We start from the raw sequence: 24,384 nt of genomic DNA, 5'->3' as shown, positions 1-24,384 counted from the left end.
GCCTGGGCCGCTCCCCGTTCTTCAGCGAGGTCAGGCGCCAGAGCACCAGTCGCAGCAGGCCTTCGTGCACGACATCGATGTTGTCGTTGCGGCCAAGGCAGGTCAGCAGCCGCGACAGCGTGGCTTGCGACGGCCGGTCCTGGGCCAGGGGCGTCATCCCACGCGCGTCGCTGCAGGCCAACTGCCAGAGCGGGTCACGGCGCAGCGAGTCGGTATCGCTGAGATCGATCCAACCCATGGCACGCTGCAGCACCAGGGTACGCAGCTGACTGGCCAGTGAGTGGCGGATACGCAGCGGGTGACGCGGATCGACTAGGTTGTCTTCCAGCGCCTCAACCGCGCCGCTGTTGTCGAGGGCTTCACGCAGCAGCAAAGCGCCGCTGTCGCTGGTGGTGCGCTGGCCGCTCAACTCGACACGGACAGAGCTGTTGCACGAGGGCGTCCAGGTGGATAGGCTTTCACCCATAGCGGATGGCTCTCTTGGTTCAGGTTCTTGCCGGAACGTTCTGATTTCTCAAGAGAATACCATCCGCTATCTTCGTTTTCAGGTCGGCCTCATGAATAAGGCGGGATGATGGGGTTCCTCATGCGGAGACATAAATCAAGGGGTCAATTGTAGTGCTAATTATTATCATTTAGAATCTTCGACAGTCATTCAAGCGCTCATTTCCATCCACTCGTTTGCTTATATCCTAAGGTCACTCCCATGACGCAGCCGCCTACTCACGCTCTTTTGGTGAATCGTCCCGCCACCACCAACGGAGGGGTCTCATGCTAGGCGCTGCTCAACGAATGGGAGGAATGACCCCCGCGAAAGCTTGTCTGTTGCTGAGCCTGCCGATGGTCGTGCTGTTTTGGGTCGGCCTAGAGAGCCAAGGCGGTTTTGCGCTGGGCCTAGAGGCATTAGTGGCCCCTTCTTTCGAGAATGTCGACGAGCTTCTGCTCCATTACGCCTGGTGGCCGCGCCTCTCGATCGCGCTGTTGGCCGGGGGCGGTTTGGGGCTGGCGGGCGTGCTCATGCAGCAGGTGCTGCGCAACCCGTTGGCGTCACCCACCACGTTGGGGGTGGCATCGGGCGCTAATCTGGCGCTGATGACCGCTACCTTGCTGGCGCCAGGGCTGCTGGTGGTGGGGCGTGAGTGGGTCGCCTTGTCGGGTGGCGCGCTAGCGGTGGGGCTGGTGTTCCTGCTCTCCTGGCGGCGCGGTTTGGCCCCTGTTGTGGTGGTGTTGGCGGGCCTGGTCGTTAATTTATACCTGGGCGCACTCTCCACCGCGCTGTTGCTGTTTAACCACGAGGCGCTTTCCGGGCTGCTGATTTGGGGCGCGGGATCGCTGGCGCAAAACGGTTGGGACGGCGTGGCGACTCTCTGGCCGCGGCTGGCAATTAGCTGTGTCGCCGCTTGGTTTTTGCTGCGCCCTCTGGCGGTGCTGGAACTGGACGATGCCAGCGCCAAGAGCCTAGGGGTATCGCTGACTTACCTACGCTTTGCGGGCATGGGGCTGGCGGTGTTCATTACCGGCAGCATCGTCAGCGTGGTGGGGATCATCGGCTTCATTGGCTTGGCTGCACCCAACATCGTACGCATGGCGGGGGCGCGTCGATTGAGGTCGCGGCTGATATGGTCGACGCTATTGGGGGCGGTACTGCTGGCGACCACGGATCTGCTGCTGCAGCAGTTCGGGGGCATGGTGGCAGCCTTTATTCCCACCGGAGCGATTACCGGTGCCCTAGGGGCACCGCTGTTGATGTGGCTGATTCCGCGCTTGAAATTGCAAGGCGACCAACCGCCAAAAGGGGCGGGAGTGTTCGCCCATCGTCACCCGGCGCCTTCCCGCTTGGCCGCTGGTTTGCTCCTCGCGCTACTAGGCGCCACGCTGCTTGGTCTGCTCGTTGGCCAAGGTGTCGATGGCTGGTATTGGCTGTCGCCGGATAACTGGAACGTGATGCAGTGGCGCCTGCCGCGAGTGATGGCGGCCGCCGCCAGCGGGTTGATGCTGGCGATTGCCGGAACGATTCTTCAGCGCCTTTCGGCCAACCCCATGGCCAGCCCTGAAGTCTTAGGTATTAGCGGTGGTTGTGCCATTGCGCTGATTCTGGGGATTTTCCTGCTGCCCGCGCCGACCAACTTCACGTTGATCGGGGTCGGCACCCTGGGCGCTTTTGCGACGCTGTTGGTATTGGTGGGGATTAACCGTAAAAGCGGCTATCTCCCCGAGCGTTTGCTGCTCACCGGGGTGGCCGTCAGCGCTCTGTTTGATGCGGTGCGCAGCGTGATGCTGGCAGGCGGTGACCCGCGTGGCCAGCAGGTGATCGCCTGGCTGGCGGGCTCCACCTACTACGTGGATATCACCAACGCCGTGGTGGTCGGGGGCATTGCCGCCGTACTGGCGCTCGTCACGCTGCCTTTTACCCGCTGGCTGGATATCCTGCCACTGGGCGCAGCGACGGCCAAGGCGCTTGGCGTCACGCTCAACCGCGCGCGTTTAGCGCTGCTACTGCTCGTTGCACTGCTCACCGCTTGCGCCACCTTGGTGGTGGGGCCGTTATCGTTTATTGGTTTGTTAGCACCGCACATGGCCCGCTTGGTCGGCTTCTCGCGCGCGGGCCAGCATCTGTTAGGGGCGGCGTTGATCGGTATGCTGCTGATGGTGCTGGCGGACTGGGTCGGCCGTCAGATCATTTTCCCTTATGAGATACCGGCTGGCTTGGTCGCCTCCTTGATTGGCGGTGCTTATTTCATGTGGGGGCTGCGGCGGCTATGAGGTGTGTGGCGACCAAACCAAGTGAGCTTTGGGCGACAGCGAACCCTGCGGAGGCGCTGATAGCGCTGTACCGCCAGCCGCCGCTGGAGAACCTGAAAGCTCCAGCGTTTGGTCCGCCTGACGAACCGACGCTGGCAGCCTCTGCATTGCTGGATCGAGGCTTCTTGAGTGAGCAACTGGCGCGCTATGGCCGTAGCCACGGTGACCATGCTGACGGCAAAGCCATTGCGTCGATTTGGTCGAAATTTCACTTCAGCAGTGTCGCGATCCCGACGCTTGTGGCCAATCTGCTACTGGGCTACGAGTTGCCATTGGCTGGAGATGAGTTGCGGTTGGCGGTTGGCGATCAGGGCCAGACCGCGCGTATCTGGCTGCCCCATGGGGGCGTGCCATTGTCGTCCAGCGCACCCCAGGCGCGATTTTGTCGTTTATTCGATGACCATTGCGCGCCGCTGATCGAGCTGCTGGCGGTGATCTCGGGACTCTCTGCCAAAGTGTTCTGGAGCAACCTGGGGCACTACGTTGAATTTGTGGGCAAGGCCTGCTCGCGGCACCCGGAGTTTTCGGCTGCCGGTGACCCACTGTTGGATTATCTCGATACCAAGACGCTTCCCGATGGGCGGCGAAACCCTCTTTATCAGCCGGTGCGTTATCTGGAACTGGGGGGTGAGACACCGTCCAGGGTGAGACGACTCTGCTGTATCAAGTATCGGCTGCCCGGCGAGCCGCTTTGCGGCGGCTGCCCGCTCAAACCTGAGAACAAGCCGAGCAAGCAACGCCGTTAGGAGAGCATGGCCGATCGAGCGAAAGTAGTGGCCAAAGATGACCGATTTTCATTAGAAAAAATAATGCCTCATTAGCAGTATGATTTTTGGTAATCAGTACGCTCCGTTACTTTATTGCCAGTGAATCGCGGATACTGATAAAGAGGACGGGGTAATGTGGGAAAGCTACCTAACGGGGTTAGTGGTGTGTGGCGGCATCATCATGGCGATTGGGGCGCAGAACGCTTACGTGCTGGGGCTGGCCGTTCGCCGCGAATACCACTGGTGGTCGGCGGGGCTGTGCATGAGTGCGGATGTCGTGCTACTGACGGCCGGCATGTTTGGTGCCAGCGCATTTTTGCTCACCATGCCGAGCGCCATGGAAGCCATGCGCTGGGTGGGCGTGCTGTTCTTGAGTTGGCTGGCGGCACAAGCGCTATGGCGTGCAGTCAGCGGCCGTGAAGGCTTGAAAGTCAACGGCGTCAAAGCCCGCAGCCTGCGCAGTGTGCTGCTGGCGACACTAGCGGTGACGGTGCTCAACCCGCAGGTCTACCTCGATACGCTGCTGCTGATTCCCGCCATTGGTGCCCAGCAGGAGAGTGCTGGCGTGTTCGTCGCGGGGGCGTCGACAGCGTCGATTCTCTGGTTCAGCCTGTTGGCCTGGGGCGGGGCGGCGCTATCGCCATGGCTCTCCCGTCCCGGCGCATGGCGCACCATCGATGGGCTGATCGGCCTGATGATGGCGGCCATCGCAGTGCACCTTGCGTTCGACTCGGTACTGTTTTAAGCAACGTGTTTAAGCAACGTGCAAGAAACGCATCCTCCGGCTACGCCTGATCGAAGTAGCGCTGGACGATGGTCAGCACTTGTTCGATATCGTCGTCGCTAATGTCTCGATGCACGACCATGCGCGTAGCGTAAAGAAGTTCTATCAGCACGCCATTCGCCTTGAGCCACTTAGCCAACGGCGCGACATGCGCTGGGTCGATGCGCACGAATACCATATTGGTGGCCTGGGAGGTCACCTCGATGGCGGAAAAGGCTGCCAAACCTTCGGCCAAGCGTGCCGCACGACGGTGGTCGTGAGCCAAATCTGCCACGTGGTGATCCAGGGCGTGCTGGCAGGCGGCAGCGATGAGGCCTGCTTGGCGCATACCGCCACCCACGACCTTTCGCCAACGTCGAGCCCGGTCGATCAATGCCTGAGAGCCCACCAGTGCCGAGCCCATGGGCGTGCCTAACCCCTTCGAGAAGCATAGCGACACGCTGTCGAAAGGCTGACAAAGCTGTTTGAGAGAGGTGTCCGTGGCCACGGCGGCATTGAATAGCCGGGCACCGTCTAGGTGGGTAGCCAGGCCGTGTTCTCGGGCCAGCGCGGTGGCCTGCTGCACGTACTCGGCAGGCAGTACCTTGCCACCTATGGTGTTCTCCAGCGCCAAGAGCCGAGTACGGGCAAAGTGGAAGTCATCGGCCTTGACGGCGGCGGCGATTTTGTCGAGGGGCAGGCTGCCGTCTGGTGCGTTTTCGATCGGCTGGGGTTGAATGCTGCCCAATACCGCGGCACCGCCCCCTTCGTAGCGATAGGTGTGGGCGTTCTGGCCGACGATGTACTCATCACCCCGCTCGCAGTGGGCCATCAAAGCCACCAGGTTGCTCTGGGTGCCGCTGGGGAAAAGCAGCGCCGCTTCTTTACCCGCACGCTCGGCCAGCGTGGCTTGAAAGGCGTTCACCGTCGGGTCGTCGCCCCATACGTCGTCGCCCAGCGGGGCCGCCATCATGGCGTCTCGCATGGCGGCGGTAGGGCGTGTCACCGTATCGCTTCTTAAATCAATCTTCATGGAACGACTCCTGGTTGAGGCAGAGACAGGGCACGCTGCCAATCATCCACTATGGTTAATGGGTGCGACACCCAACGTTTATCTGCCCGGTCTGACCGTATGGCAATCCAGCATAGGCAATAAGATGGATCTTAAAAGTGGTTATCCGTTCTGGACGGTAAAAAATGGATTATTGACCCCTTTTCCGCAGCTTAACCAGGATTTGCAAGCGGAAACAGTGATTATTGGCGGCGGTATTACCGGTGCTTTGATCGCCGACGAGCTAAGCCGCCACGGCCATCGCGTCGTGGTGCTCGAGAGGCGTGATGTAGGATGGGGAAGCTCTGCGGCCAGTACCGCGCTACTGCAGTATGAAATCGACACCCATATGGTGCATTTGGCCGAGCAGTACGGTGAGGCCAATGCCGTGATGGCCTATCGAAGCTGCGCCGAGGCGATTGTCTCGCTAGAGCGCTTGGCTGCCGAGCTGGGTAATGTCGCTTTCAGTCGCCAGAAGAGCCTCTACTTCGCGAACCAAGAAGCGGATGTCGACGCGTTGAAGGCTGAGCTTGCGATGCGCAAGCGCTTCGGCTTCGATGTCGCTTGGCTGGAACAGCGTGCGATTGAGGCTGACTACGGCTTTTCAGCGCCAGGGGCGATCCTGTCCTCGTTGGCCGCCCGTATCGACCCATACCGCATGGCATATCACTTACTGGAAAACGTCGTCCGTCGGGGCAGCCAAGTGTTCGATCGCACCCAGGTGGAGCAGCTGATAACTGATGACGACGGCGTCAACGTTCGGCTTCGTAATGGGGCTACGCTGCGTTGCCAACAGGTCATTATCGCTTCTGGGTACGAAAGCCAAACGTGGTTGCCAGCGCCAGTGGCTGCCAATCGTAGTAGCTATGCGTTTGTGACCGACCCCTTGCCTCGCGAGGTATTGGGCAAGCTGGGACACACGTTGGTGTGGGAGTCCGCACGACCGTATCTCTACCTGCGTTCCACGCAAGAAGGGCGGTTATTGATCGGCGGAGAGGATGACGATGAAGACATTGCCGAGCGTCGGGACGCACGGGTGATGGAAAAAGCGCGAACGCTGGCGGCCAAGGTAGAAGCACTGTGGCCTGACCTTGAGATCAATCCGACGTTTTGCTGGGGTGGCACGTTCGCGGAAACCGACGACGGTTTGCCCTATTTCGGGCCTCACGAGGCGCTAGGTCCTCGAGTGCATTTCGCCATGGCCTACGGCGGTAACGGCATCACGTATAGCATGATAGGTGCCCAACTGCTGCGTGCACTGATCGAAGGTCGCGAGCACCCCCTTGGGGCGTTGTTCTCCTTTCAGCGAGAGCCTTCGATGGCGTCAACGCGCCGTTAATAAAACGCTACACTACGAGGGCTAACACACCCAGTTGCGTCAATCCTGTCGTTAAAATGACTGACCTGCCACATTGCCCGTGTGATGGCATTGTCTCGTTTGATGAATTAAGAGAGTGTCGACCATGAGTCCCGCTTTGTTCCTTCGTGCCCTGGAGCGCAATGATTTGCGCTTCGTCCATGAACTCAATAACAACCAGAGCATCATGTCGTACTGGTTCGAGGAGCCTTACGAATCTTTCGATGAACTCGAAGAGCTGTACAACAAGCATATACACGACAACGCCGAACGGCGTTTCGTAGCCGAAGACAGCGCCGGTAACGCGATTGGTTTGGTGGAACTGATCGAAATCGACTACATCCACCGCAGCGCCGAGTTTCAGATCATCATTACCCCAGAGCACCAGGGCAAAGGGTTCGCACGCTCACTGATTCGCCAAGCGCTGCACTACTCCTTCACGATTTTGAATCTGCACAAGGTCTACTTGATCGTAGCGGTACAGAACGTCAAAGCGATCCATCTCTACGAGGAGAGCGGGTTCATCGAAGAGGGCCACTTGGTACAGGAATTCTTCATCAACGGCCAATACCGTGACGTCAAACGTATGTATATCCTGCAGGAGACGTATCTGGCGCAGTTGGATCAGCAGCCCATTGAAGAGGGCGGTTGGGAGTCATGACACCCCACGTCTTGGTCGTTTGCCAAAGGCGCTGACCAAGACGTAGTCAGTGCCTTACTGCTGGCGCATATAGGCAGCGAGGGCGTCGAACGCGGCGCGTTGCTGCTGCGCGCGTTTTGCCCAGACTTCCATGACGTCGACTTCCATGGCCGCATTATGAGTAATGGCATCCTTCATGGCGAACACTCCTGGTGCAGAGGTAGAGGAATCGTTTTTGTTATACGCAGCTTGCTTTGTGCAGTGCAGTAAGATAGCTGTGATATGAATACTAGGCGCTTTTGCAGAGCGTTTCTAGTCCAAAAGATGTAAGTGATTTGCCATGTCGCGTAAGAAATAGCTTACAAAAAGGGGCGTCAATACGAAGATGCTTGTTAGATCATTGAATGGAAAAGGTTTTCATAATATAAAAAAGCCGACACGCTGTGTCGGCTTTGCAGGTTATCTTTTCGTCTAAGTAGGCAAATACAGGCGCATAAGCGCTGGCTATCCGTAAAAATCGGCGATGGCATCGTTGGCGGCGCGCAGCCAATACGCCTGACATTGCCAAAACGCTAGCACCTCATCGCTCACGGGTGTGATGACGCTCGAGTTGGTCATCGCAGGGTCCTCCTATAGGGCACCCTTTTCAGTGTAGACCCATTTATGCTGCGACGCAGCATGGTGTGCTACTCTCTGACTGCCCGGCAAAACTCATCGTCTCGGTCTAGGCTTGGTGGTGGACGTGCCATTTCCCCCGCGAAAGGAGTCGCAAATGAGCGCAAACGTTGCTGAGATCATCGTCGAAACCCTGCAAAGCGCCGGCGCCAAGCGCTGCTATGGTGTGGTGGGCGATACGTTGAACCACTTTACGGACGCCCTACGGCAAAGTGACATCCAGTGGGTGGGCGTTCGCCACGAGGAAGTCGGTGGTTTTGCCGCCGGTGGCGAAGCCTATATGACACAGGAGCTAGCGCTCTGCGCAGGCTCCTGTGGCCCTGGTAGCCTGCACTTCGTGAACGGTTTGTTCGATGCGCATCGCAATGGTTCACCTGTCGTGCTTATCGCCTAGCAAATCGCGCTAGGCGAAACGGGCAGTCAGTTCCCGCAGGAAGTCGATCAAAGCGCTATTTTCAAGCAGTACAGCGTGTTTTGCGAAACCGTCGTCTCCGCCGAGCAGGCGCGGCGCATGGCCGCGTTAGCCGCCCAAGCGGCGCTTGCCAGAGGTGGCGTTGCGGTCCTTATCGTGCCAGGTGATGTGATGATACAAACCCCGGAGAATCAGCTGGGCTATCGCACGCACCGGTTTAGCTACTCGGTACGCCCGACGGCAGAGACGCTAGTGCCCGCCGTCGAGCAGCTCAATAAAGGCGGCAACATCACTATTTTTGCAGGCGCTGGCTGCGACGATGCACGGGAGCAGGTGATCGCGCTTGCCGAAAAGCTGCAAGCACCGATTGCCTGGACATCCCGGGCAAAAGATTTCATGGAGCACGACAATCCCTATCACGTGGGAATGACGGGCGTTTATGGACTTGAAGGCGGCTACCATGCAGTGGCCGAGTGCGACACGCTGCTGCTACTCGGCTGTAATTTCGCGTTCACTCAGTTCTATCCGGAGCGCGCTACGATCATTCAGGTAGATCGAGATCCCGCACAAATTGGCAAGCGCTATCCGGTGGACGTGGGCATCGTCGGCAGTACGCGGGATACTTGCGAGGCGCTCGTTCAAGTCGTGAAGGAAAATACGCGCAGTCACTGGCTAGAGAAGTGCCGCAAGCGCTACGCCAAGTCGTTGGAAAAGTCTGCCCATGGAAGTCATGATAGCCAAGTGATCCACCCACAAGAGCTGACGTTGGCGATTGACCGTCACGCGGCAGAGAACGCACTGTTTACGGCAGACACTGGCAGTGTCAACGTATGGATGCTGCGCCATATTCACGCCTCCCAGCAGCGCCGCACCCTCGCGAGCTTGCAGCATGGCACCATGGCCAATGCGTATCCTCAGGCATTGGGTATTCAGCTCGCGCATCCCCACCGCCAAGTCATTGCCATGTGCGGGGATGGCGGGTTAACCATGCTGATGGGGGATTTATTGACCCTGGTACAGCAGCAAATTCCGCTAAAAATCGTGGTGTATAACAACAGTTCCTTGAGCTTTGTGGAGTTAGAACAAAAAGTAGAGGGAATGCTCGATGCCTACACCGAGCTCGAAAACCCCAACTTTGGCGAGGTTGCCGCTGCCATGGGATTATGGGGCCGCCGAGTCGAGCAAGAAGACGAGCTGGACGTCGCGATTAGCCAGTGGCTCGCCCAGCCGGGGCCTGCCTTGTTGGATGTGGTGGTGAATCCCATGGAGCTGGTGATGCCCCCCAAGGTCGAGGCCGGGCAGGTAGCCTCGACCGCCCTCTACTCCGCTAAAGCCGTGTTGAGCGGGCGCATGGATGAGGTCGTTCACTTAGTCAAAAGCAACTTCTTGAAACGCTAGTGGGTTATCGCATGCTATGTTGGCAGTGGCGCATGACACACTGACAATATCAAGAGCAATGCTATGACGCTAACGCCAGCTATTCATCACTATGACCGTTGGGTGAGTACCCCCAACGGTCGTTTATTTACGCGCACTTGGGAACCAGATCGAATACGATCAGAGGTTCCTATCCTACTGTTTCACGACTCTCTCGGGTGCGTGGATTTGTGGCGCAACTTCCCCGAAGCATTATGCGCAGCAACGCGGCAACGGGTCATTGCCTATGACCGGCTCGGCTTTGGCCGCTCCGATGCATCTTCAACACCATTGCCGCTCAGTTTTATCGACGATGAAGCGAGGGGCAACTTTGCGGCCATCTGTCATGCGCTACAGGTGACTCGCTTTATTGCGTTAGGCCATAGCGTGGGTGGCTGTATGGCCGTGCACTGCGCCGGATATTATTTTTCGCAGTGCCAGGGGCTCGTCACTATCGCCGCCCAAGCGTTCAATGAAAATCGCACGCGACAAGGGATCGAAGAGGCAAAAGCGACGTTTCAGACGCCGGAACAGTTCGCTAAGCTGGTCAAGTACCACGGCAACAAAGCCCGTTGGGTGTTCGATGCCTGGACGGATACTTGGCTAAGCCCCGAATTTGCGGCGTGGTCCCTCACTCCTGCGCTTGAACGTGTGCGGTGCCCTACGCTCGTGCTGCATGGCGAGAAGGATGAATACGGCTCTCACCGTCAGCCTGAACGCATTGCCCGCTACACCCAAGGCCCCGCCCACTGCGAAATGTTGCCCGGCATCGGTCATGTGCCACACCGGGAGGCCGAAGCCGTCGTGGTGGAGTTCATCCGTCAGTTTATTTTTCGCCTTGACGATTGACGACCCGATACCAAGCCCATGTAGGCACCACGTGAGACGTTCTATGCGTTTAAGAGTCTTATCCGATCTTCATTTAGAGCATTTTGATGGTCACCGCGAGCTGCCCCCTGCCGACGCGGATGTGGTGGTGCTGGCAGGGGATATTCATCGAAGAGCAGAAGGGCTGGCGTGGGCACGCCAGCAGTTTCCCGACCTGCCGATTCTTTACGTGCCGGGCAACCATGAGTTCTATGGCACCTGCATGCCGCTGCTGCGCCAAGAGTTAGCGCTGGAAGCCGCTCGGTATGATATCGAACTGCTGGATAATCGCTGCGTGACCCTAAGAGGCGTGCGCTTTTATGGCACCACGCTATGGACGGATTTCGCGCTTTATGCCGATGACCCCACACGCAACCCTGCCGATACCGAGTCTAAAGCGCTGCGTTACATGCCTGATTTTCGCATCATTACCACGGCCCCCGGCCAAGTGTTCACGCCTCAAGCCAGCCAATACATGCACCGGGAAGCACTGACGTGGCTGCAAGATGAACTCCAACAAGCTTTTGATGGCCCCCGCGTGGTGATTACACACCATGCGCCCTTACATCGCTGTATTCCAGAGCAGTACTTAGGCGATTCGTTGTCCCCAGCCTTTGCCTCCCACTTGCCGCACTTAATGGGCAAGATGGATCTCTGGATCCATGGTCACGTTCACGAGCCGGTGGATACGTGGTGCGATGGCACCCGCGTTATCGCCAACCCGGGCGGTTATCCAGAGGAGTTTTCGCCGCCGCTGTTTCGGCCTGATTGGGTGGTCACGGTAGGTGAATAAGGGCTGAAATGACGCGCTGCTCTATAACCTAGCTACACTCCTACTTGTGACGATGACAGTTGCTCATATAACCACAGGGAGTGAAAGGCCATGGAATTATTAGAAACGGTGCTAGGGCCACTTCGCGACGGCCTTTATGCCGTCATGATGCCCATCAGCAACTTTATCTGGAGCTATATCCTGGTATACCTGCTACTGGGAGCAGGCCTGCTGTTCACGATCATGACGCGCGGGATGCAGTTTCGCATGTTTCGGCACATGGCCCACGTGACCTTTACCGCGCGCGGAGCGGGAGATGGCATCAGTGGTTTTCAGGCATTCGCGACCTCCATGGCGGCGCGGGTCGGAACCGGTAATTTGGCGGGTGTCGCTCTGGCACTATGGATTGGCGGGCCGGGAGCGATTTTTTGGATGTGGGTGACGGCCCTGGCAGGGTTTGCGACCTCGTTTATCGAGTCGACGTTGGCGCAGGTGTACAAGCACCGCAACGAAGATGGCGTCTTTCGCGGCGGCCCTGCGTTCTATATCGAGCGCTGTCTGGGTTGGCGCTGGTTGGGGTCGCTGTTTGCGGTGTTCTTGATCATTGCCTACGGACTGGCATTCAATGCGGCGCAATCCAACACCATTGCCCAGGGCATGAGCGGTGCCTTTGGCATTCCTAACTGGCTGACCGGCGTGGTGATTGCGGCACTGGCAGGTGTCGTGATCTATGGCGGGTTAAAGTCGGTGGCACGCACGGCTGAGAAAATCGTACCGGTCATGGCCATTGCCTACCTGCTGGTGGCGCTATGGATTCTGTTTGCCAACCTCTCCGCCGTGCCCGACATGCTGTCATTGATCGTGATGAGTGCCTTTGGGTTAGGCCCGGCGGTCGGTGGCGCGGCGGGTTACGCCATCAAGGCCGCCATGGAAAACGGCATCAAGCGCGGCCTCTTTTCTAACGAGGCCGGTATGGGCTCGACCCCCAATGCGGCGGCCCAGGCCACTGTGAAGCATCCAGCAGCCCAGGGGTTAGTGCAATCCTTTGGGGTGTTTGTCGATACCATCGTGATTTGTAGCTGCACGGCGGTGGTGATTCTGCTTTCCGGTGTTTATGAACGGCTGCTATCCGAGTCGCCGGGGGAGAGCATCGAGGGCATCCAGCTTACCCAAGATGCCATGGTGGATCATCTAGGGGGCTTTGGTGAGATCTTTATTGCCATTGCCATACTGTTTTTTGCCTTTACCTCGATTTTGGCCAACTTCTCCTTCTCTTCGGTAAACATCGAATACCTGTTCCGCCGCCACGCCAAAAAAGCGGTGGGCGCATTCAAGATCGTTATCATCGCCATGGTGTTGCTGGGCTCTGTCGCTGAACTCAGCGTGGTCTGGGATTTTGCCGACCTCGCCATGGGCCTGATGGCCACGACCAACCTGTTTGCCATTCTACTGATGGCGCCGATTGCGGTCTCGGTGTTGAAGGATTACGAACGCCAGCGGCGACAGGGCATCGAGGAACCGCTGTTCGACCCCGCCATACTCAAAAATCCAGAGCTAGTGGATGAGGATGTGTGGCCGGTAAAAGATGAAAAGCCGGTCGACCGGTAAGCGCGTCAAGAGCGGCCTTCGAGCCGCTCTTGACGTGTTAGGGTTTAGCTAGCAGGTTTCTCTACCAACAGCCCACAAGAGGGCGCCGCCCAGCGGTTGTCGGCAGTAAAGACCACGTCGCACACCACGGGCGAATAGTCGCGGCGTACTTCTTCGTCGATGCGCTGACGCAGCGCGTCCTGTTTCGCCAGTGTCGCTTCGGGGAGGCCCTTGGGCAGCACCACATGGACGATGACGTAGAGCAGGCGGCCGGGGCGCACCATACGCACGCGCACTTCCAGGGTGTCGATATCGGCAAGGCCACGGGCAACGGCTTGGCGCACCGGTTCGGCGACGGCTTCTTCCGGAGTTTTGTTGAGCAGCTCTCTTAGCGCTTGCGATGCCATGCGCACGGGGACCCCCAGGCAGAGGACGACGACCGCAATGACCAAGACCGAATCGATGTAGGGAAGAACAGTCCGCCAGCCGAGACGATCAAACAGCATCACTAGGCAAAAAGCCGCCAGTACGGCCCCTGAAATCACGCTATTGACCAGCCAGTTTAGTTTGTCGGCGGCCACCAAGGGGCTACTGACATGGCGTTGACTACGCTGCATGACCCAGGCAGTGAGCGAGCAAGCGGCGGTCGCAAACAGCGCATACATTACCGCAAGCCCTGCAGAAATCTCCCGCCCACCCGTCAGCAAAGCGGCCACGGCATCTACCAGCGCGAAGATGGATACCCCCAAAATCAGCAAACCTTTGCATAGATTAACCAGCGACTCGAAGTAGCTGTAACCAAAGGGGTACGACTCGCTATCTGGGCGACTGGCCAGCTTGCTGACCTTGATGGTCACCAGCGCTACGCTAAAGTAGATAAGATTGAACAAGCCGTCCAATAGGATGGCTTGGGAGTTCGAGGCCAAGGTGGCCACAATACCGGCACAGCCAATCAGCAGTGCCATGAAGGCGGAAAAGGCCAAGGTACTGGATTCTGTCTTCACGAACGTATGGCTCCCATGCCTACCGAATCAAGAGGCTGGCAAGCATAGCAATATCACGATAGGGAATGTCAGTGATTTATGCCCCGCCATGAGCTTACCCCTGCACTGCACCCAAGGAGGGATGTGGAGATGAGCCATGTCAAAGACGTAACCTTCCATTTGTTAACGCACGAAGATGCGGTTGAGCTGCTGCAGTTCGAGCGCGCAGAGCGTGCGTGGTTCGAGCAGCATATCGAGGCCAGGCCCGAGTGCTTTTACACCTTACAAGGGGTGGCTAAACACATCATCGATTGTTTAGCACTCAATGCGCAGCGCAAGATGCATCCGCTCATCATTCGCCAGCGAGGTGTCATCGTGGGACGCGCTAACCTACGTAACATTGCCGATGATCATGCCTGGGTGGGATATCGGATTGCGCAGGGTGCCGGTGGTCGGGGGGTGGCGCAGAGCGCACTTAAACACCTGCTGACGGAGGCGCGTTGCGTGTACGGTGTTACGCAGTTGGAAGCCGTCGTGGCGGTGGACAACGCAGCTTCCCAACGTGTCCTGGCAAAAGGTGGATTTACCGCCCAGAAGCGATTGCCTGGCTACTCCAGGGTAAGTGGAGCGCCTAGAGATTGCTGGATATTCGAGTACTCACCTGCCTTGTCCCATGGTTTGGCAGCTAATAACACGTTGTACTAGCCTTGAATGACGTTTTCCGTTAACGCCAAACCAGGAGGTTGATGCGATGCCATTTCTGAATGCAGGGACCGAGCAGGGCACACCGGTCGAGATTTATTACGAGGTTCACGGGGCAGGTAAACCGGTCGTACTGATCCACGGTTGGCCATTGAGTGGGCGCTCCTGGGAGAAGCAGGTACCCGCGTTGGTGGAAGCAGGCTATAAAGTGGTGACCTATGACCGCCGTGGCTTTGGCCGCTCGACGCAAGCGGATGGTGGTTACGATTACGATACACTCGCCTCGGATCTCAAAAAGCTGCTGGACGTGCTGGATCTCAACGATGCGACCCTGGTGGGCTTTTCCATGGGGGGCGGCGAAGTCGCGCGCTATTTGTCGAGCTACGGCACCGAGCGTGTCAGTAAAGCGGTGCTGGCTGCGGCGGTGCCGCCTTATCTGTATAAAACCGACGATAACCCGGAAGGCGGGCTGGACGATGCCACCATCGACCAGTTCCTGCAGGGGGTGCAAGGCGACCGTATCGCGTTCTTGGACGATTTCACCAAGAATTTCTTTACCGCCAACGACAACAGCGACCTGATCAGCGAGCCGAACCGGCTTTACCACCGCGATATCGCGGCGTTCGCCTCGCCTAAGGCGACGTACGACTGTATCAAGGCGTTTAGCTACACCGATTTTCGCCAGGATTTACCCAAGATCGACATTCCGGCGCTGGTCTTACACGGGGATGCTGACGGCATCGTTCCATTTGAAGTGAGCGGCAAACGCGCCGCTGAGCTGCTACCCAACGCGTCGCTAGAGGTGATCGAGGGCGGCCCACACGGGCTGAACGCCACCCATCCCGAGGCATTCAACCAGGCGCTGATCCGGTTTTTGGATCAATAAAGAGCGTCCCTCTCAAACAGCCGCGCCGCCTGGAAAGGCGGCGCGGCTGTTTGCATGGCAGGGTGGCGCTGTAGAAGCATGCGTTTGGCTAGCCTTCCACCCACACCTCATCCCCCTTGAAAGCGACGCGCCAAGTGCGCAGCTTTACCTCATCTTCTTCCAGGCATTGGCCATCCTCTAGGCGGAAGTGCTGTTTGTAGAGTGGCGAGGCCACGACGGGACTGCCTTTGATATCGCCGACGATGCCACGGGCAATCACATGGGCCTTCGAGAAAGGGTCGAAGTGATCCAGGGCATAGAGCTCTTGGGAGTGGCCGGGCAGATAGAACAGCGCCACTTGGGCTGGGCCTGCCGATGTCGTCAGCCATGCGGCGACGCCGGAAAACGCCACGAGGTCTGCTTTGGTGCAGAGCGGTTGCCAAGTAGCGTTGCGGTTCGTTGTTTTGAGTGCGGTGGTGGTCATGGTCATCCTCGATTCGGTGGTCACTGGATTACGCAGGGCGGAGCTGGCCGCGCTCCGACGTCATGATGATGGAGGGATCGGGCCGCGTATCGTTGACGAAACTTCTAAAGCGCTTGAGCTTTTCAGGGTTGCTGATGGCGTTGGCCCACTCACACTGGTAGCTCTCCACCACGTGCTGCATTTGACGCTCCAGCTCGTCACCTAGGCCTAGGCTATCCTCCAGAATCACTTCTTTGAGGTAGTCGAGGCCACCTTCCAGGTTTTCCCGCCACACCGAGGTGCGCTGTAAGCGGTCGGCCGTACGCACGTAGAACATCAAAAAGCGGTCGATGGTGCGGTAGAGCTGCTCGTCATCCAAATCGGTGGCGAAGAGTTCCGCATGGCGCGGGCGCATGCCGCCGTTGCCGCACACGTAGAGGTTCCAGCCGTTTTCGGTGGCGATGATGCCGATGTCTTTGCTCTGCGCTTCGGCGCACTCCCGGGTACAGCCGGAAACGCCAAACTTGATCTTGTGCGGGGCACGCAGGCCCTTGTAGCGGTTCTCCAATTGAATCGCCATGCCCACGCTGTCCTGCACGCCGTAGCGACACCAGGTACTGCCGACGCAAGATTTCACGGTGCGCAGCGATTTGCCGTAAGCGTGGCCCGTCTCGAAGCCCGCCTCGATCAGTTCGCCCCAAATGGCCGGCAGGTCTTCCAGCCGCGCGCCGAACAGGTCGATGCGCTGCCCGCCGGTAATCTTGGTGTAGAGCTGATATTTCTGGGCCACCTGCCCGAGCACGACCAGTTTATCCGGGGTGATTTCACCGCCGGCAATGCGCGGCACCACCGAATAGGTGCCGTTTTTCTGCATATTGGCCATGAAGGTGTCGTTGGTATCCTGCAGCGGCACGTGGGCGGCATCGGTGATCGGCTCGTTGAAGCAGGAGGCGAGAATCGAGGCCACCGCCGGTTTGCAGATATCGCAGCCTAGTTGGTGCGTCTCGGCGTTGCCGTGCTTCTCCATCAGCTCGCTGAACGTCTTGATGCCTTCGACACGCACGATGTCGTAAAGCCCTTGGCGGGTATGGGCGAAGTGCTCGCAGATCGATGTATCCACCTCGACGCCGCGGGCCTCCAGTTCGTGGTCCACCACGCTTTTGAGCAGCGCCGCGCAGCCGCCGCAGCCGGTGCTGGCTTTGGTCGCGCCTTTGACGCTGCCAAGATCCGCCGCGCCCGCGTCGATGGCGCTGCAGATGCTGCCTTTGGTCACGTTGTGGCAAGAGCAAATCATCGCCGTGTCCGGCAGGGCATCCGGCCCCAGGGCTGGGGCGGCACCGCTTTGTTGCGGCAAAATGAGCGATGCGGGTTCCTTAGGCAGCTCGATACCGTTGGCGTAGTACTGCAGCAGCGTGTCATACACACTGTTATCGCCTACCAGCATGGCGCCCAGCAGCTTCTTACCGTCGCCCGTGACGACCAGTTTGCGGTAGACCTGGGTGAGCGGGTCGAGGTAGCGGAACATGCGGGCACCAGGGTTCTGGTTGCCGTGGGCATCGCCAATGGAGCCGACATCCACACCCAACAGCTTGAGTTTGGTGCTCATGTCGGCACCGCTAAAACGGTCATCGCCCCCCGTTAGCGTGGCGACGGCCGTTTTGGCCATTTGGTAACCAGGGGCGACGAGGCCGAAGATACTCTGATTCCATAGCGCTACCTCGCCAATGGCGAAGATGTTCGGGTCGCTGGTGCGGCACTGGTCGTCGATCACCACGCCGCCGCGTTCGCCGATGCTCAAACCGCACTCTCGGGCGAGGCTGTCTTGCGGGCGAATACCGGCGGAGAAGACGATCAGGTCGGTTTCCAGCACCTTGTCGTCTTGGAAAACCATGCGTAGGCGGCTGGTGTCGCCGGGTTCGATACGTTGAGTCGCACGCTCGGTGAGGACCTGAACGCCCAGGGCTTCAATTTTCTCTCTGAGCAGCTCGCCGCCTTCGCTATCCACCTGCATGGGCATCAAACGCGGGGCGAATTCCACCACGGCGGTGTCCAGGTTCAGTCCGCGCAGCGCGTTGGCGGCTTCCAGGCCGAGCAAGCCGCCACCGACCACCACGCCGTTGGTGGCGTTTTTGGCCGCTGCCTGAATGGCATCCAGATCATCCAGGGTGCGGTAGACCAAACAGCCGTCGCTGTCGTTGCCGGGAATGGGGGGCACAAAGGGGAAAGAGCCGGTGGCCAGCACGAGCTGGTCATAGGCGTAGTGGCCTTGTTCGGTCACCACCCGCTGCTGTTCGCGATCGATCGAGGTGACCGCTTCGCCGCTGCGTAGTCGAATGCCGTGGCTGCGGTAGTAATCGGCATCACACAGGGCCAGCGACTCTGCGTCGCGGCCGCTAAAGTACTCGGATAGATGCACCCGGTCGTAAGCGCGATGGCGCTCTTCGCCAAAGATAGTGACGTCAAACCCGGCCAGCGCGCCGCTTTCCACCAGCTGTTCGGCAAAATGGTGGCCGACCATGCCGTTACCTACAATGATCAGCGTTTGTTTGTTGGAAGACGTAGTGGGAGTAGACATTGTGTGATTCACCATAGCTAAGCCGCCTCACGGGGGAGAGATAAAGAGGGTGACGAGGTGTCGAGATGCGCATCGAGCGCCGTTTGGGCATCGGTGGCGCCAAACAGAAGCAGGTGGCGGCACGCGGTTAAATCGGTCGCGGCCAGCGCCTGCTCGAAGTACCAGGGGCCGTGGCGGGTATCGCCATACAGCACCGCGCCGACGAGGCGGCCTTGCTGGAGCAGTAAGCGGCAGTAGTCGCCGGTTTCTGGGTCTTGGTAGCGAAGTTCTTCGTGCTTGGCGGCGGCCTCGGTGGGGCCAAAGGCAAACAGGCTGACACCGCTGACCTTGAGTTTGGTGGCCGTGGGGGCTTCTTGATACGCCGCGGGCGTTTCACCACACAGCACGGCGGCCAGCACGTCCACCTGCCGCCAAATCGGTTCCACCAGCCCGTAAGTGTGCTGCTCGAACTGGCAGCATTCGCCTAGCGCATGGATGTGGGCGTCGGAAGTGGTCAGGTGGCCGTCCACGACGATGGCGCGATCGCAGACGAGTCCACTCTGCTGTCCTAGCTCCGCATTCGGGGTAATGCCCGCCGCCACGATGATGCTATCGGCAGGAAGCTTTCGGCCATCGCTCAGGGTGACCGACTGCACCTGTCCTCGACCGTTATCTTCCAAGGCGGCGAGCGATGCGCCGGTTTCAATGAGGATGCCGCGTTCGCGCAGCGTGGCTTCCAGCAACTGAGCGGCGGTGGTGTCTAGCTGACGGTTCATCAACCGATGACTGCGCTGCAAAACGCTGACGGTGAGCGCGCGTCCGCCCCGTTTGCGCAGCCCTTCGGCGGCTTCCAGCCCAAGCAAGCCGCCGCCAATCACCACGGCGTTGCCGCCTTGCCGAGCAATGGCTTCCAAGGCGCTGACGTCGCGCAGGTCGCGAAACGTGTGAACACCGTCGAGCGTGATGCCGGGCACCGCTGGCAGCGCGGGGCGCGAGCCAGTGGCCAAGACCAAGCGGTCATAGCGTAACGTGTTGCCGCGATGTGTGATGAGCAGGCGGCGTTCGCGGTCGATGGCGGTCACGCGGTCGCCAAGTATCAGCGTGACGTCGTTATCGGCGTACCAGGAGGCGTCTTGCAGAGTGAGCGCCTCGGGCGCCAGTTCGCCTGCCAATAAAGGGGAGAGCAAAATACGGTTATAGGCAGGCACCGGCTCCTCACCCACCACCGTAATGCGGTGGGGGCGCTGGGGATGTCGAACCAGCGCGTCGAGCAGTCGCTGGCTCGCCATGCCGTTACCGATGATGACGAGGTGGTCTGTCTGTGAGCACCGGGAAGCGATTTCCATGGGTAGCTCCTTTGGTTGAAGCATCATGTTCAGCAAATAAAAACGCCCCTGGCACAGCCCTCTCAAGAAGGGAGTGTCAGGGGCGTCGTTGCCCGTTGGCGTCGTCGATAACGCGCAGCAACCGCCGTTGGTTGCCGAACTGTCTTATCCTAGTGGTCAGCAAAAAGCCCGCCAGCTCTTGCCGCAGGTGGATTTAATTCAGCTTAATCAGCGTATTAAGCGTTTTTGAGGATTCGGTGGGCCGCGCATAGTTGAGTTGGCGTGCCCTACTTTGGTGCTTGAGCGACGATTCATGCACCCCCTTTAGCCGCTTATTCGACAAAGAGCATTCCTTTAGCGAGTAATGAAAATACAAGCATGTTTATAAGTTATTGTTTTTATAATATTTAATGGTTTTAAGGCCGAGTGGGCGCAGGGTTTGCATTTGTTCAAGTAACAAGGAACAACGGCTCAGTGCAGGGTCTTTGCTCATAACGATCACAACCATAAATTGCGTCGAACAATACCAACGGCAGCAAATCACTGATGAGTACGGCACCGGGTAAATGGTGCCCCTGAGACAACGGCGTCCAGGCAGGCTTCTTTTGAAGCTGGCTTGGGCGCTTTTTGCTTTTTAACGCGGGAGGAAACTGCCATGCCACAGGCCAATCGGCTCGCCCGAACCACCTGCCCCTACTGCGGCGTCGGCTGCGGCGTTACCGCCACGCTGGAGAACGGGCAGCTCATCGCCGTCGAAGGAGACCGCGAGCACCCAGCCAACTATGGCCGCCTGTGCGTGAAAGGCACCGCGCTGCACGAAACGCTAGGAGAGCAGGGGCGCTTGCTGAAGCCGCGCGTGGACGGCCAGGAGGTCTCTTGGGAGCAGGCGCTCACCACCACCGCCGAACACTTGCAAGCGCAGCGCAGCGCCCATGGCCCGCAGTCGGTGGCGGCGTATCTGTCTGGGCAACTCTTAACCGAAGATTATTACGTTGCCAACAAGCTGTTTAAAGGCTTCTTGGGCACTCCGCACCTGGATACCAACTCGCGGCTCTGCATGGCATCTGCCGTGGCGGGCTACAAGCGCGCCTTTGGAGCCGATGCGGTGCCTTGCAGCTATGAAGACCTAGAAGAGGCAGAGCTGGTGGTGCTGGTAGGGTCTAACCTTGCCTGGAATCACCCGGTGCTCTATCAGCGCTTGAAGGTTGCCAAAGAGCGCAACCCGCTGATGCGGGTCGTGGTGATTGACCCCCGAGTGACTGACACCTGTGAAATGGCCGATCTTTACCTGGGTATTCGTCCGGGTAGCGATGCGTATCTGTTCAACGGGCTGCTGGCGTGGATGGACGACCATAACCGATTGGATGGCGTGTACTTAGAACGCCACACCGAGGGGTTAGACGACGCGCTGGGCGCTGCCAAGCAGAGTGCAGGCAGCGTGGAAGCCGTTGCTCGCGAATGTGATGTGGATCCTGAACGCCTGGAAACCTTCTATTACTGGTTTGCCAGCCAGCTCCACGTGGTCACGCTCTACTCTCAGGGGGTGAATCAATCCTCCAGCGGTACCGACAAGTGCAACGCGATCATCAACTGCCATCTAGCGGGCGGGAAAATCGGCCTGCCGGGGGCGGGGCCGTTTTCGATCACTGGCCAGCCCAATGCCATGGGCGGGCGGGAAGTAGGCGGGTTGGCCAATCAGCTGGCGGCGCATATGGATTACCACACCCCGGGTGCGCGTGAGTTGGTTAGCCGCTTCTGGACTACCCAGCACTTAACGCCCGTACTACCGGACGCCCCGGGTTACAAGGCGGTGGAGCTCTTTGATGCCATCGAGCGTGGCGAGATTAGCGCCCTGTGGGTGATGGCCACCAATCCAGCAGTGAGTATGCCGGATGGGGAGAAAGTGCGCCGCGCGCTGGCAAAATGCCCGCTGGTGATCGTCTCGGAGTGCGTCGCCAATACCGACCTGCTGCCCTTTGCGGATATCGTGCTGCCCGCGTCGGGCTGGTCGGAGAAGGATGGCACGGTGACCAACTCGGAGCGGCGCATTTCCCGCCAGCGGGGGATGCTGCCTCCCCCCGGCGAGGCCAAGCACGACTGGTGGATACTCTGCGAAGTAGCAAAACGCTTAGGGTGGGGCGAAGCCTTCGATTACACCCAGCCATGGGAGATTTTCGATGAGCACGCGCGCCTTTCAGGCCATGAAAATAACGGCGATACCCAGCGGCTATTCGACATTTCAGGGCTGGCAGGCCTGGGCCAATCGGCTTATGATGCGCTCGCTCCGATCCAGTGGCCCGTGACTCAGCAGGCCCCCCGTGGAACGGCAAGGCTGTTCGAAGATGGCCGGTTTGCGACGCCTAACGGTCGCGCGAAACTGCTGCCGATTACGCCGCGACCGCCGGCGCAGCCACTGAGCTACGATTACCCGTTGCGCTTGAATACCGGGCGTATACGGGATCAGTGGCATACTATGACGCGTACCGCCCGTGCGCCGCGCTTGATGAACCACCGCGCCGAACCCTTCATCGAGCTGCACCCGGAGGATGCCGCCCAGGCGGGCTTAACGGATCAAAGCTTGGCCAAGTTGACCGCTGCCGCCGGGGAGTACCGTGGGCGGGTTCGGGTCTCCAACGCCCAACGCCGAGGCGAGGTGTTCGTGCCGATGCACTGGACCGACTGCTTTACCAAGCAGGGGCGCAGCGGCGCATTGATTCAGGGGTATACGGATCCACTGTCCGGACAGCCGGAAGCCAAACAGGGGGCGGTGGTGGTGAACCCGCTTCCCGCTGCTTGGCAGGCGACGCTTCTGCTCGCCAACGACGAGCTTGCCGAGCCACCGTCGCCTTGGTGTCGCAGCGATTACTGGGCGCGTATCCCGATGGCCAGCTGCACCCGTTGGCAGCTAGCGGATAGCCAGCCAGTTAAGGATTGGCTGGCACAGGTGGAAGCGTGGTGCGGCATGCCTGTCTCTTTGTGGTGTGACGACCCGGCAACGGGTAGGCTGCGCGCAGCGGGAGTAGTGAACGGGCGGCTGCGCTGGTGGTTGATGGTGGGGCCACCCGACGAACTGCCCGGGCTTGCCTGGCTTGAAGCGCGCTTCAATGACGCTACCCTGGAGACACAGCACCGTAGACGCCTGCTGGCCGGGTGCGATGATGGTGCTGTCGATACTGGCCCGGTGGTGTGCAGCTGCCACCAGGTTGGCCAAGCCAGCATTGTGAAAGCGATTCATGCGGGCGATACCAGCGTCGAAGCGTTAGGCGCACGACTGGCCTGCGGCACCCAGTGCGGCAGCTGCCTACCCGAACTAAAAGCGATACTTGAAGAGGAGCGGCCCCATGCGCGCGCTAAGCAAACAGCTAACACAGAAGTGGCCTGAAGCGCTGTGGCGCTTGGGTCAGCGGGCGTGGGCGCCTTTTAGTCGCGATACCGCCACGCGCTTGCGCTTGCCGTTAAGCGGTGAGTGCCACCCAGGCACCGTCTATTTGGTCGGCGCGGGCAGCGGCGATGTCGAGCTGCTGACGCTGAAAGCCGCACGGTTGCTGATGCAGGCAGACGCAGTAGTGTATGACCGCCTTGTCGGGGACGAGGTGTTAGGGCTCATTCCTCCGGGCACCGAGCGCTACTATGTTGGCAAAGCCAGCGGCCATCACAGCATGCCTCAGGCAGAAATTGGTGCGCTGATCGTCTCCCTGGCCCAGGCAGGCAAATCGGTAGTGCGCTTGAAGGGTGGCGACCCCGGCGTGTTTGGGCGCATGGGCGAAGAGTTAGCGGCTCTGGCAGAGGCCGAGCTGCCCGCAGAGATTGTGCCGGGTATTACCGCCGCCTCCGCCGCAGCGGCGGGAATGGGAATCCCGCTTACTGATCGCGGTCACGCCCAGCAGGTGCGTTTTATTACGGCTCAGCTATGCCGGGAAGGCGGTATGCCGGACTGGGCATCGCTGGCGCGTCAAGACGAGACCCTGGTGTTCTACATGGGGCTCTCCAAAGTGGCCGCCATTTGCCATGGCCTGCGCCAAGCGGGCCTGCCCGATACGTGGCCTATCATGCTGGTGGCCAACGCCAGCCAGCTCGAGCAGCAGTCCCTGGTGGGCACGCTAGCCGATATGCCCGAACGCCTTGCCGCTCAGCCGCTGCCATCACCCTGCCTCATTATGGTGGGGAGTGTGGTGAGCATGGTGGCCCACAGCCCCGCCGCTCGACTCTGTCAAACGCAGTGCTGGCAGCAGCATTGATAGCCGAGTCGTGTTCTTTTACCAAACAGCGCGTAAAGCATCGCCCAGTCGGGCGGTGATACAAGCGCGCACCGCGTAGCGGTGCCAAATTGACTTCGCCTCATTACCCTGATATTTATACAGCATGACAAAGCGTGCCTACAAA

At 59.3% G+C, this 24,384-nt stretch carries 21 protein-coding genes; 14 read left to right on the top strand and 7 right to left on the bottom strand.

The annotated features are described in order from the left end of the window. Window positions 1-466 (bottom strand): transposase (locus L1249_RS15955; RefSeq protein ID WP_235253731.1); only part of this gene is annotated, 466 nt, incomplete at its 3' end. Window positions 467-771: 305 nt separating this feature from the next. On the opposite strand from L1249_RS15955, the gene fhuB reads away from it, so the two are divergent. The 3 genes from fhuB to L1249_RS15940 all read left to right on the top strand — a co-directional run bounded on the left by fhuB (window position 772) and on the right by L1249_RS15940 (window position 4,314). Beyond that, a complete protein-coding gene (gene fhuB / locus L1249_RS15950) occupies window positions 772-2,763 on the top strand; it encodes a Fe(3+)-hydroxamate ABC transporter permease FhuB (RefSeq protein WP_058578659.1) in 1,992 nt (663 codons plus the stop codon). Beyond that, window positions 2,760-3,548: a siderophore-iron reductase FhuF gene (fhuF, locus tag L1249_RS15945; protein WP_058578658.1), complete on the top strand. Its 789-nt coding sequence runs from the start codon at window positions 2,760-2,762 to the stop codon at window positions 3,546-3,548. The genes fhuB and fhuF overlap by 4 nt, the downstream gene beginning before the upstream one ends. A 154-nt stretch (window positions 3,549-3,702) precedes the next feature. Beyond that, the gene (locus tag L1249_RS15940) at window positions 3,703-4,314 is read left to right on the top strand and encodes a LysE/ArgO family amino acid transporter (protein ID WP_054645171.1); all 612 of its coding nucleotides are present in this window, start codon (window positions 3,703-3,705) and stop codon (window positions 4,312-4,314) included. Between the two features lie 40 nt (window positions 4,315-4,354). Here L1249_RS15940 and ltaE read toward each other — a convergent pair whose 3' ends face one another. Continuing rightward, window positions 4,355-5,365 carry a low-specificity L-threonine aldolase gene (gene ltaE, locus L1249_RS15935; protein ID WP_054641357.1) on the bottom strand — a complete coding sequence of 337 codons (1,011 nt, stop codon included), beginning with the start codon at window positions 5,363-5,365 and terminating at the stop codon, window positions 4,355-4,357. Here ltaE and L1249_RS15930 point away from each other — a divergent pair. Together L1249_RS15930 and speG are read left to right on the top strand one after the other, a co-directional pair. Further along, window positions 5,364-6,722, top strand: a complete 1,359-nt coding sequence (locus tag L1249_RS15930; RefSeq protein WP_228169050.1) for an NAD(P)/FAD-dependent oxidoreductase — start codon at window positions 5,364-5,366, stop codon at window positions 6,720-6,722. The genes ltaE and L1249_RS15930 overlap by 2 nt on opposite strands. A 124-nt stretch (window positions 6,723-6,846) precedes the next feature. Continuing rightward, window positions 6,847-7,401, top strand: coding sequence for a spermidine N1-acetyltransferase (gene speG, locus L1249_RS15925; protein ID WP_228169051.1), 555 nt, complete (start codon window positions 6,847-6,849; stop codon window positions 7,399-7,401). Between the two features lie 54 nt (window positions 7,402-7,455). Here speG and L1249_RS17495 read toward each other — a convergent pair whose 3' ends face one another. After that, window positions 7,456-7,578, bottom strand: coding sequence for a hypothetical protein (locus tag L1249_RS17495; RefSeq protein WP_255303821.1), 123 nt, complete (start codon window positions 7,576-7,578; stop codon window positions 7,456-7,458). 574 nt (window positions 7,579-8,152) lie between these two features. On the opposite strand from L1249_RS17495, the gene L1249_RS17610 reads away from it, so the two are divergent. The 5 genes from L1249_RS17610 to L1249_RS15900 all read left to right on the top strand — a co-directional run bounded on the left by L1249_RS17610 (window position 8,153) and on the right by L1249_RS15900 (window position 13,130). Next, entirely contained in the window at window positions 8,153-8,449 is a 297-nt protein-coding gene (locus tag L1249_RS17610; protein WP_288101585.1) for a thiamine pyrophosphate-binding protein, read from the top strand. A gap of 75 nt (window positions 8,450-8,524) precedes the next feature. After that, a complete protein-coding gene (locus tag L1249_RS15915) occupies window positions 8,525-9,865 on the top strand; it encodes a thiamine pyrophosphate-dependent enzyme (RefSeq protein ID WP_323133918.1) in 1,341 nt (446 codons plus the stop codon). 63 nt (window positions 9,866-9,928) lie between these two features. After that, the gene (locus tag L1249_RS15910; RefSeq protein WP_139525221.1) at window positions 9,929-10,732 is read left to right on the top strand and encodes an alpha/beta fold hydrolase; all 804 of its coding nucleotides are present in this window, start codon (window positions 9,929-9,931) and stop codon (window positions 10,730-10,732) included. 43 nt (window positions 10,733-10,775) lie between these two features. Then, the gene (locus L1249_RS15905) at window positions 10,776-11,543 is read left to right on the top strand and encodes a metallophosphoesterase (RefSeq protein WP_054641358.1); all 768 of its coding nucleotides are present in this window, start codon (window positions 10,776-10,778) and stop codon (window positions 11,541-11,543) included. Between the two features lie 90 nt (window positions 11,544-11,633). Continuing rightward, entirely contained in the window at window positions 11,634-13,130 is a 1,497-nt protein-coding gene (locus tag L1249_RS15900) for an alanine/glycine:cation symporter family protein (protein ID WP_228169052.1), read from the top strand. Window positions 13,131-13,174: 44 nt separating this feature from the next. Here the strand turns inward: L1249_RS15900 and L1249_RS15895 are convergent, their stop codons facing one another. Then, window positions 13,175-14,113: a cation diffusion facilitator family transporter gene (locus L1249_RS15895; RefSeq protein ID WP_058578654.1), complete on the bottom strand. Its 939-nt coding sequence runs from the start codon at window positions 14,111-14,113 to the stop codon at window positions 13,175-13,177. Window positions 14,114-14,242: 129 nt separating this feature from the next. On the opposite strand from L1249_RS15895, the gene L1249_RS15890 reads away from it, so the two are divergent. Both L1249_RS15890 and L1249_RS15885 read left to right on the top strand, forming a co-directional pair. After that, complete coding sequence (locus L1249_RS15890; RefSeq protein ID WP_058578653.1) at window positions 14,243-14,797, top strand: GNAT family N-acetyltransferase; 555 nt, start codon at window positions 14,243-14,245, stop codon at window positions 14,795-14,797. 46 nt (window positions 14,798-14,843) lie between these two features. Beyond that, the gene (locus L1249_RS15885; RefSeq protein WP_058578652.1) at window positions 14,844-15,680 is read left to right on the top strand and encodes an alpha/beta fold hydrolase; all 837 of its coding nucleotides are present in this window, start codon (window positions 14,844-14,846) and stop codon (window positions 15,678-15,680) included. An 88-nt stretch (window positions 15,681-15,768) separates the two neighbouring features. On the opposite strand, the gene nirD is transcribed toward L1249_RS15885, so the two are convergent. The 3 genes from nirD to L1249_RS15870 are packed head-to-tail and all read right to left on the bottom strand — an operon-like array spanning window position 15,769 to window position 20,022. Next, window positions 15,769-16,143, bottom strand: a complete 375-nt coding sequence (gene nirD / locus L1249_RS15880) for a nitrite reductase small subunit NirD (RefSeq protein ID WP_058578651.1) — start codon at window positions 16,141-16,143, stop codon at window positions 15,769-15,771. Between the two features lie 28 nt (window positions 16,144-16,171). Next, on the bottom strand, window positions 16,172-18,697 hold the full coding sequence (gene nirB, locus L1249_RS15875; protein ID WP_235253729.1) for a nitrite reductase large subunit NirB: 2,526 nt from the start codon (window positions 18,695-18,697) through the stop codon (window positions 16,172-16,174). Window positions 18,698-18,714: 17 nt separating this feature from the next. Next, window positions 18,715-20,022, bottom strand: coding sequence for an NAD(P)/FAD-dependent oxidoreductase (locus L1249_RS15870; protein ID WP_139525227.1), 1,308 nt, complete (start codon window positions 20,020-20,022; stop codon window positions 18,715-18,717). A 634-nt stretch (window positions 20,023-20,656) separates the two neighbouring features. Between L1249_RS15870 and L1249_RS15865 the strand changes: the two genes are divergently transcribed. Both L1249_RS15865 and cobA read left to right on the top strand, forming a co-directional pair. After that, window positions 20,657-23,383, top strand: coding sequence for a nitrate reductase (locus tag L1249_RS15865; RefSeq protein WP_228169054.1), 2,727 nt, complete (start codon window positions 20,657-20,659; stop codon window positions 23,381-23,383). Further along, window positions 23,343-24,239, top strand: a complete 897-nt coding sequence (cobA, locus tag L1249_RS15860; protein ID WP_228169055.1) for a uroporphyrinogen-III C-methyltransferase — start codon at window positions 23,343-23,345, stop codon at window positions 24,237-24,239. The genes L1249_RS15865 and cobA overlap by 41 nt, the downstream gene beginning before the upstream one ends. Window positions 24,240-24,384: the final 145 nt, after the last annotated feature.

The sequence above is a fragment of the Halomonas sp. Cn5-12 genome (assembly GCF_021532545.1).
GTDB classification, from domain to species: Bacteria; Pseudomonadota; Gammaproteobacteria; order Pseudomonadales; family Halomonadaceae; genus Vreelandella; species Vreelandella aquamarina.
This window is presented reverse-complemented; position numbering and strand designations above follow the sequence as displayed.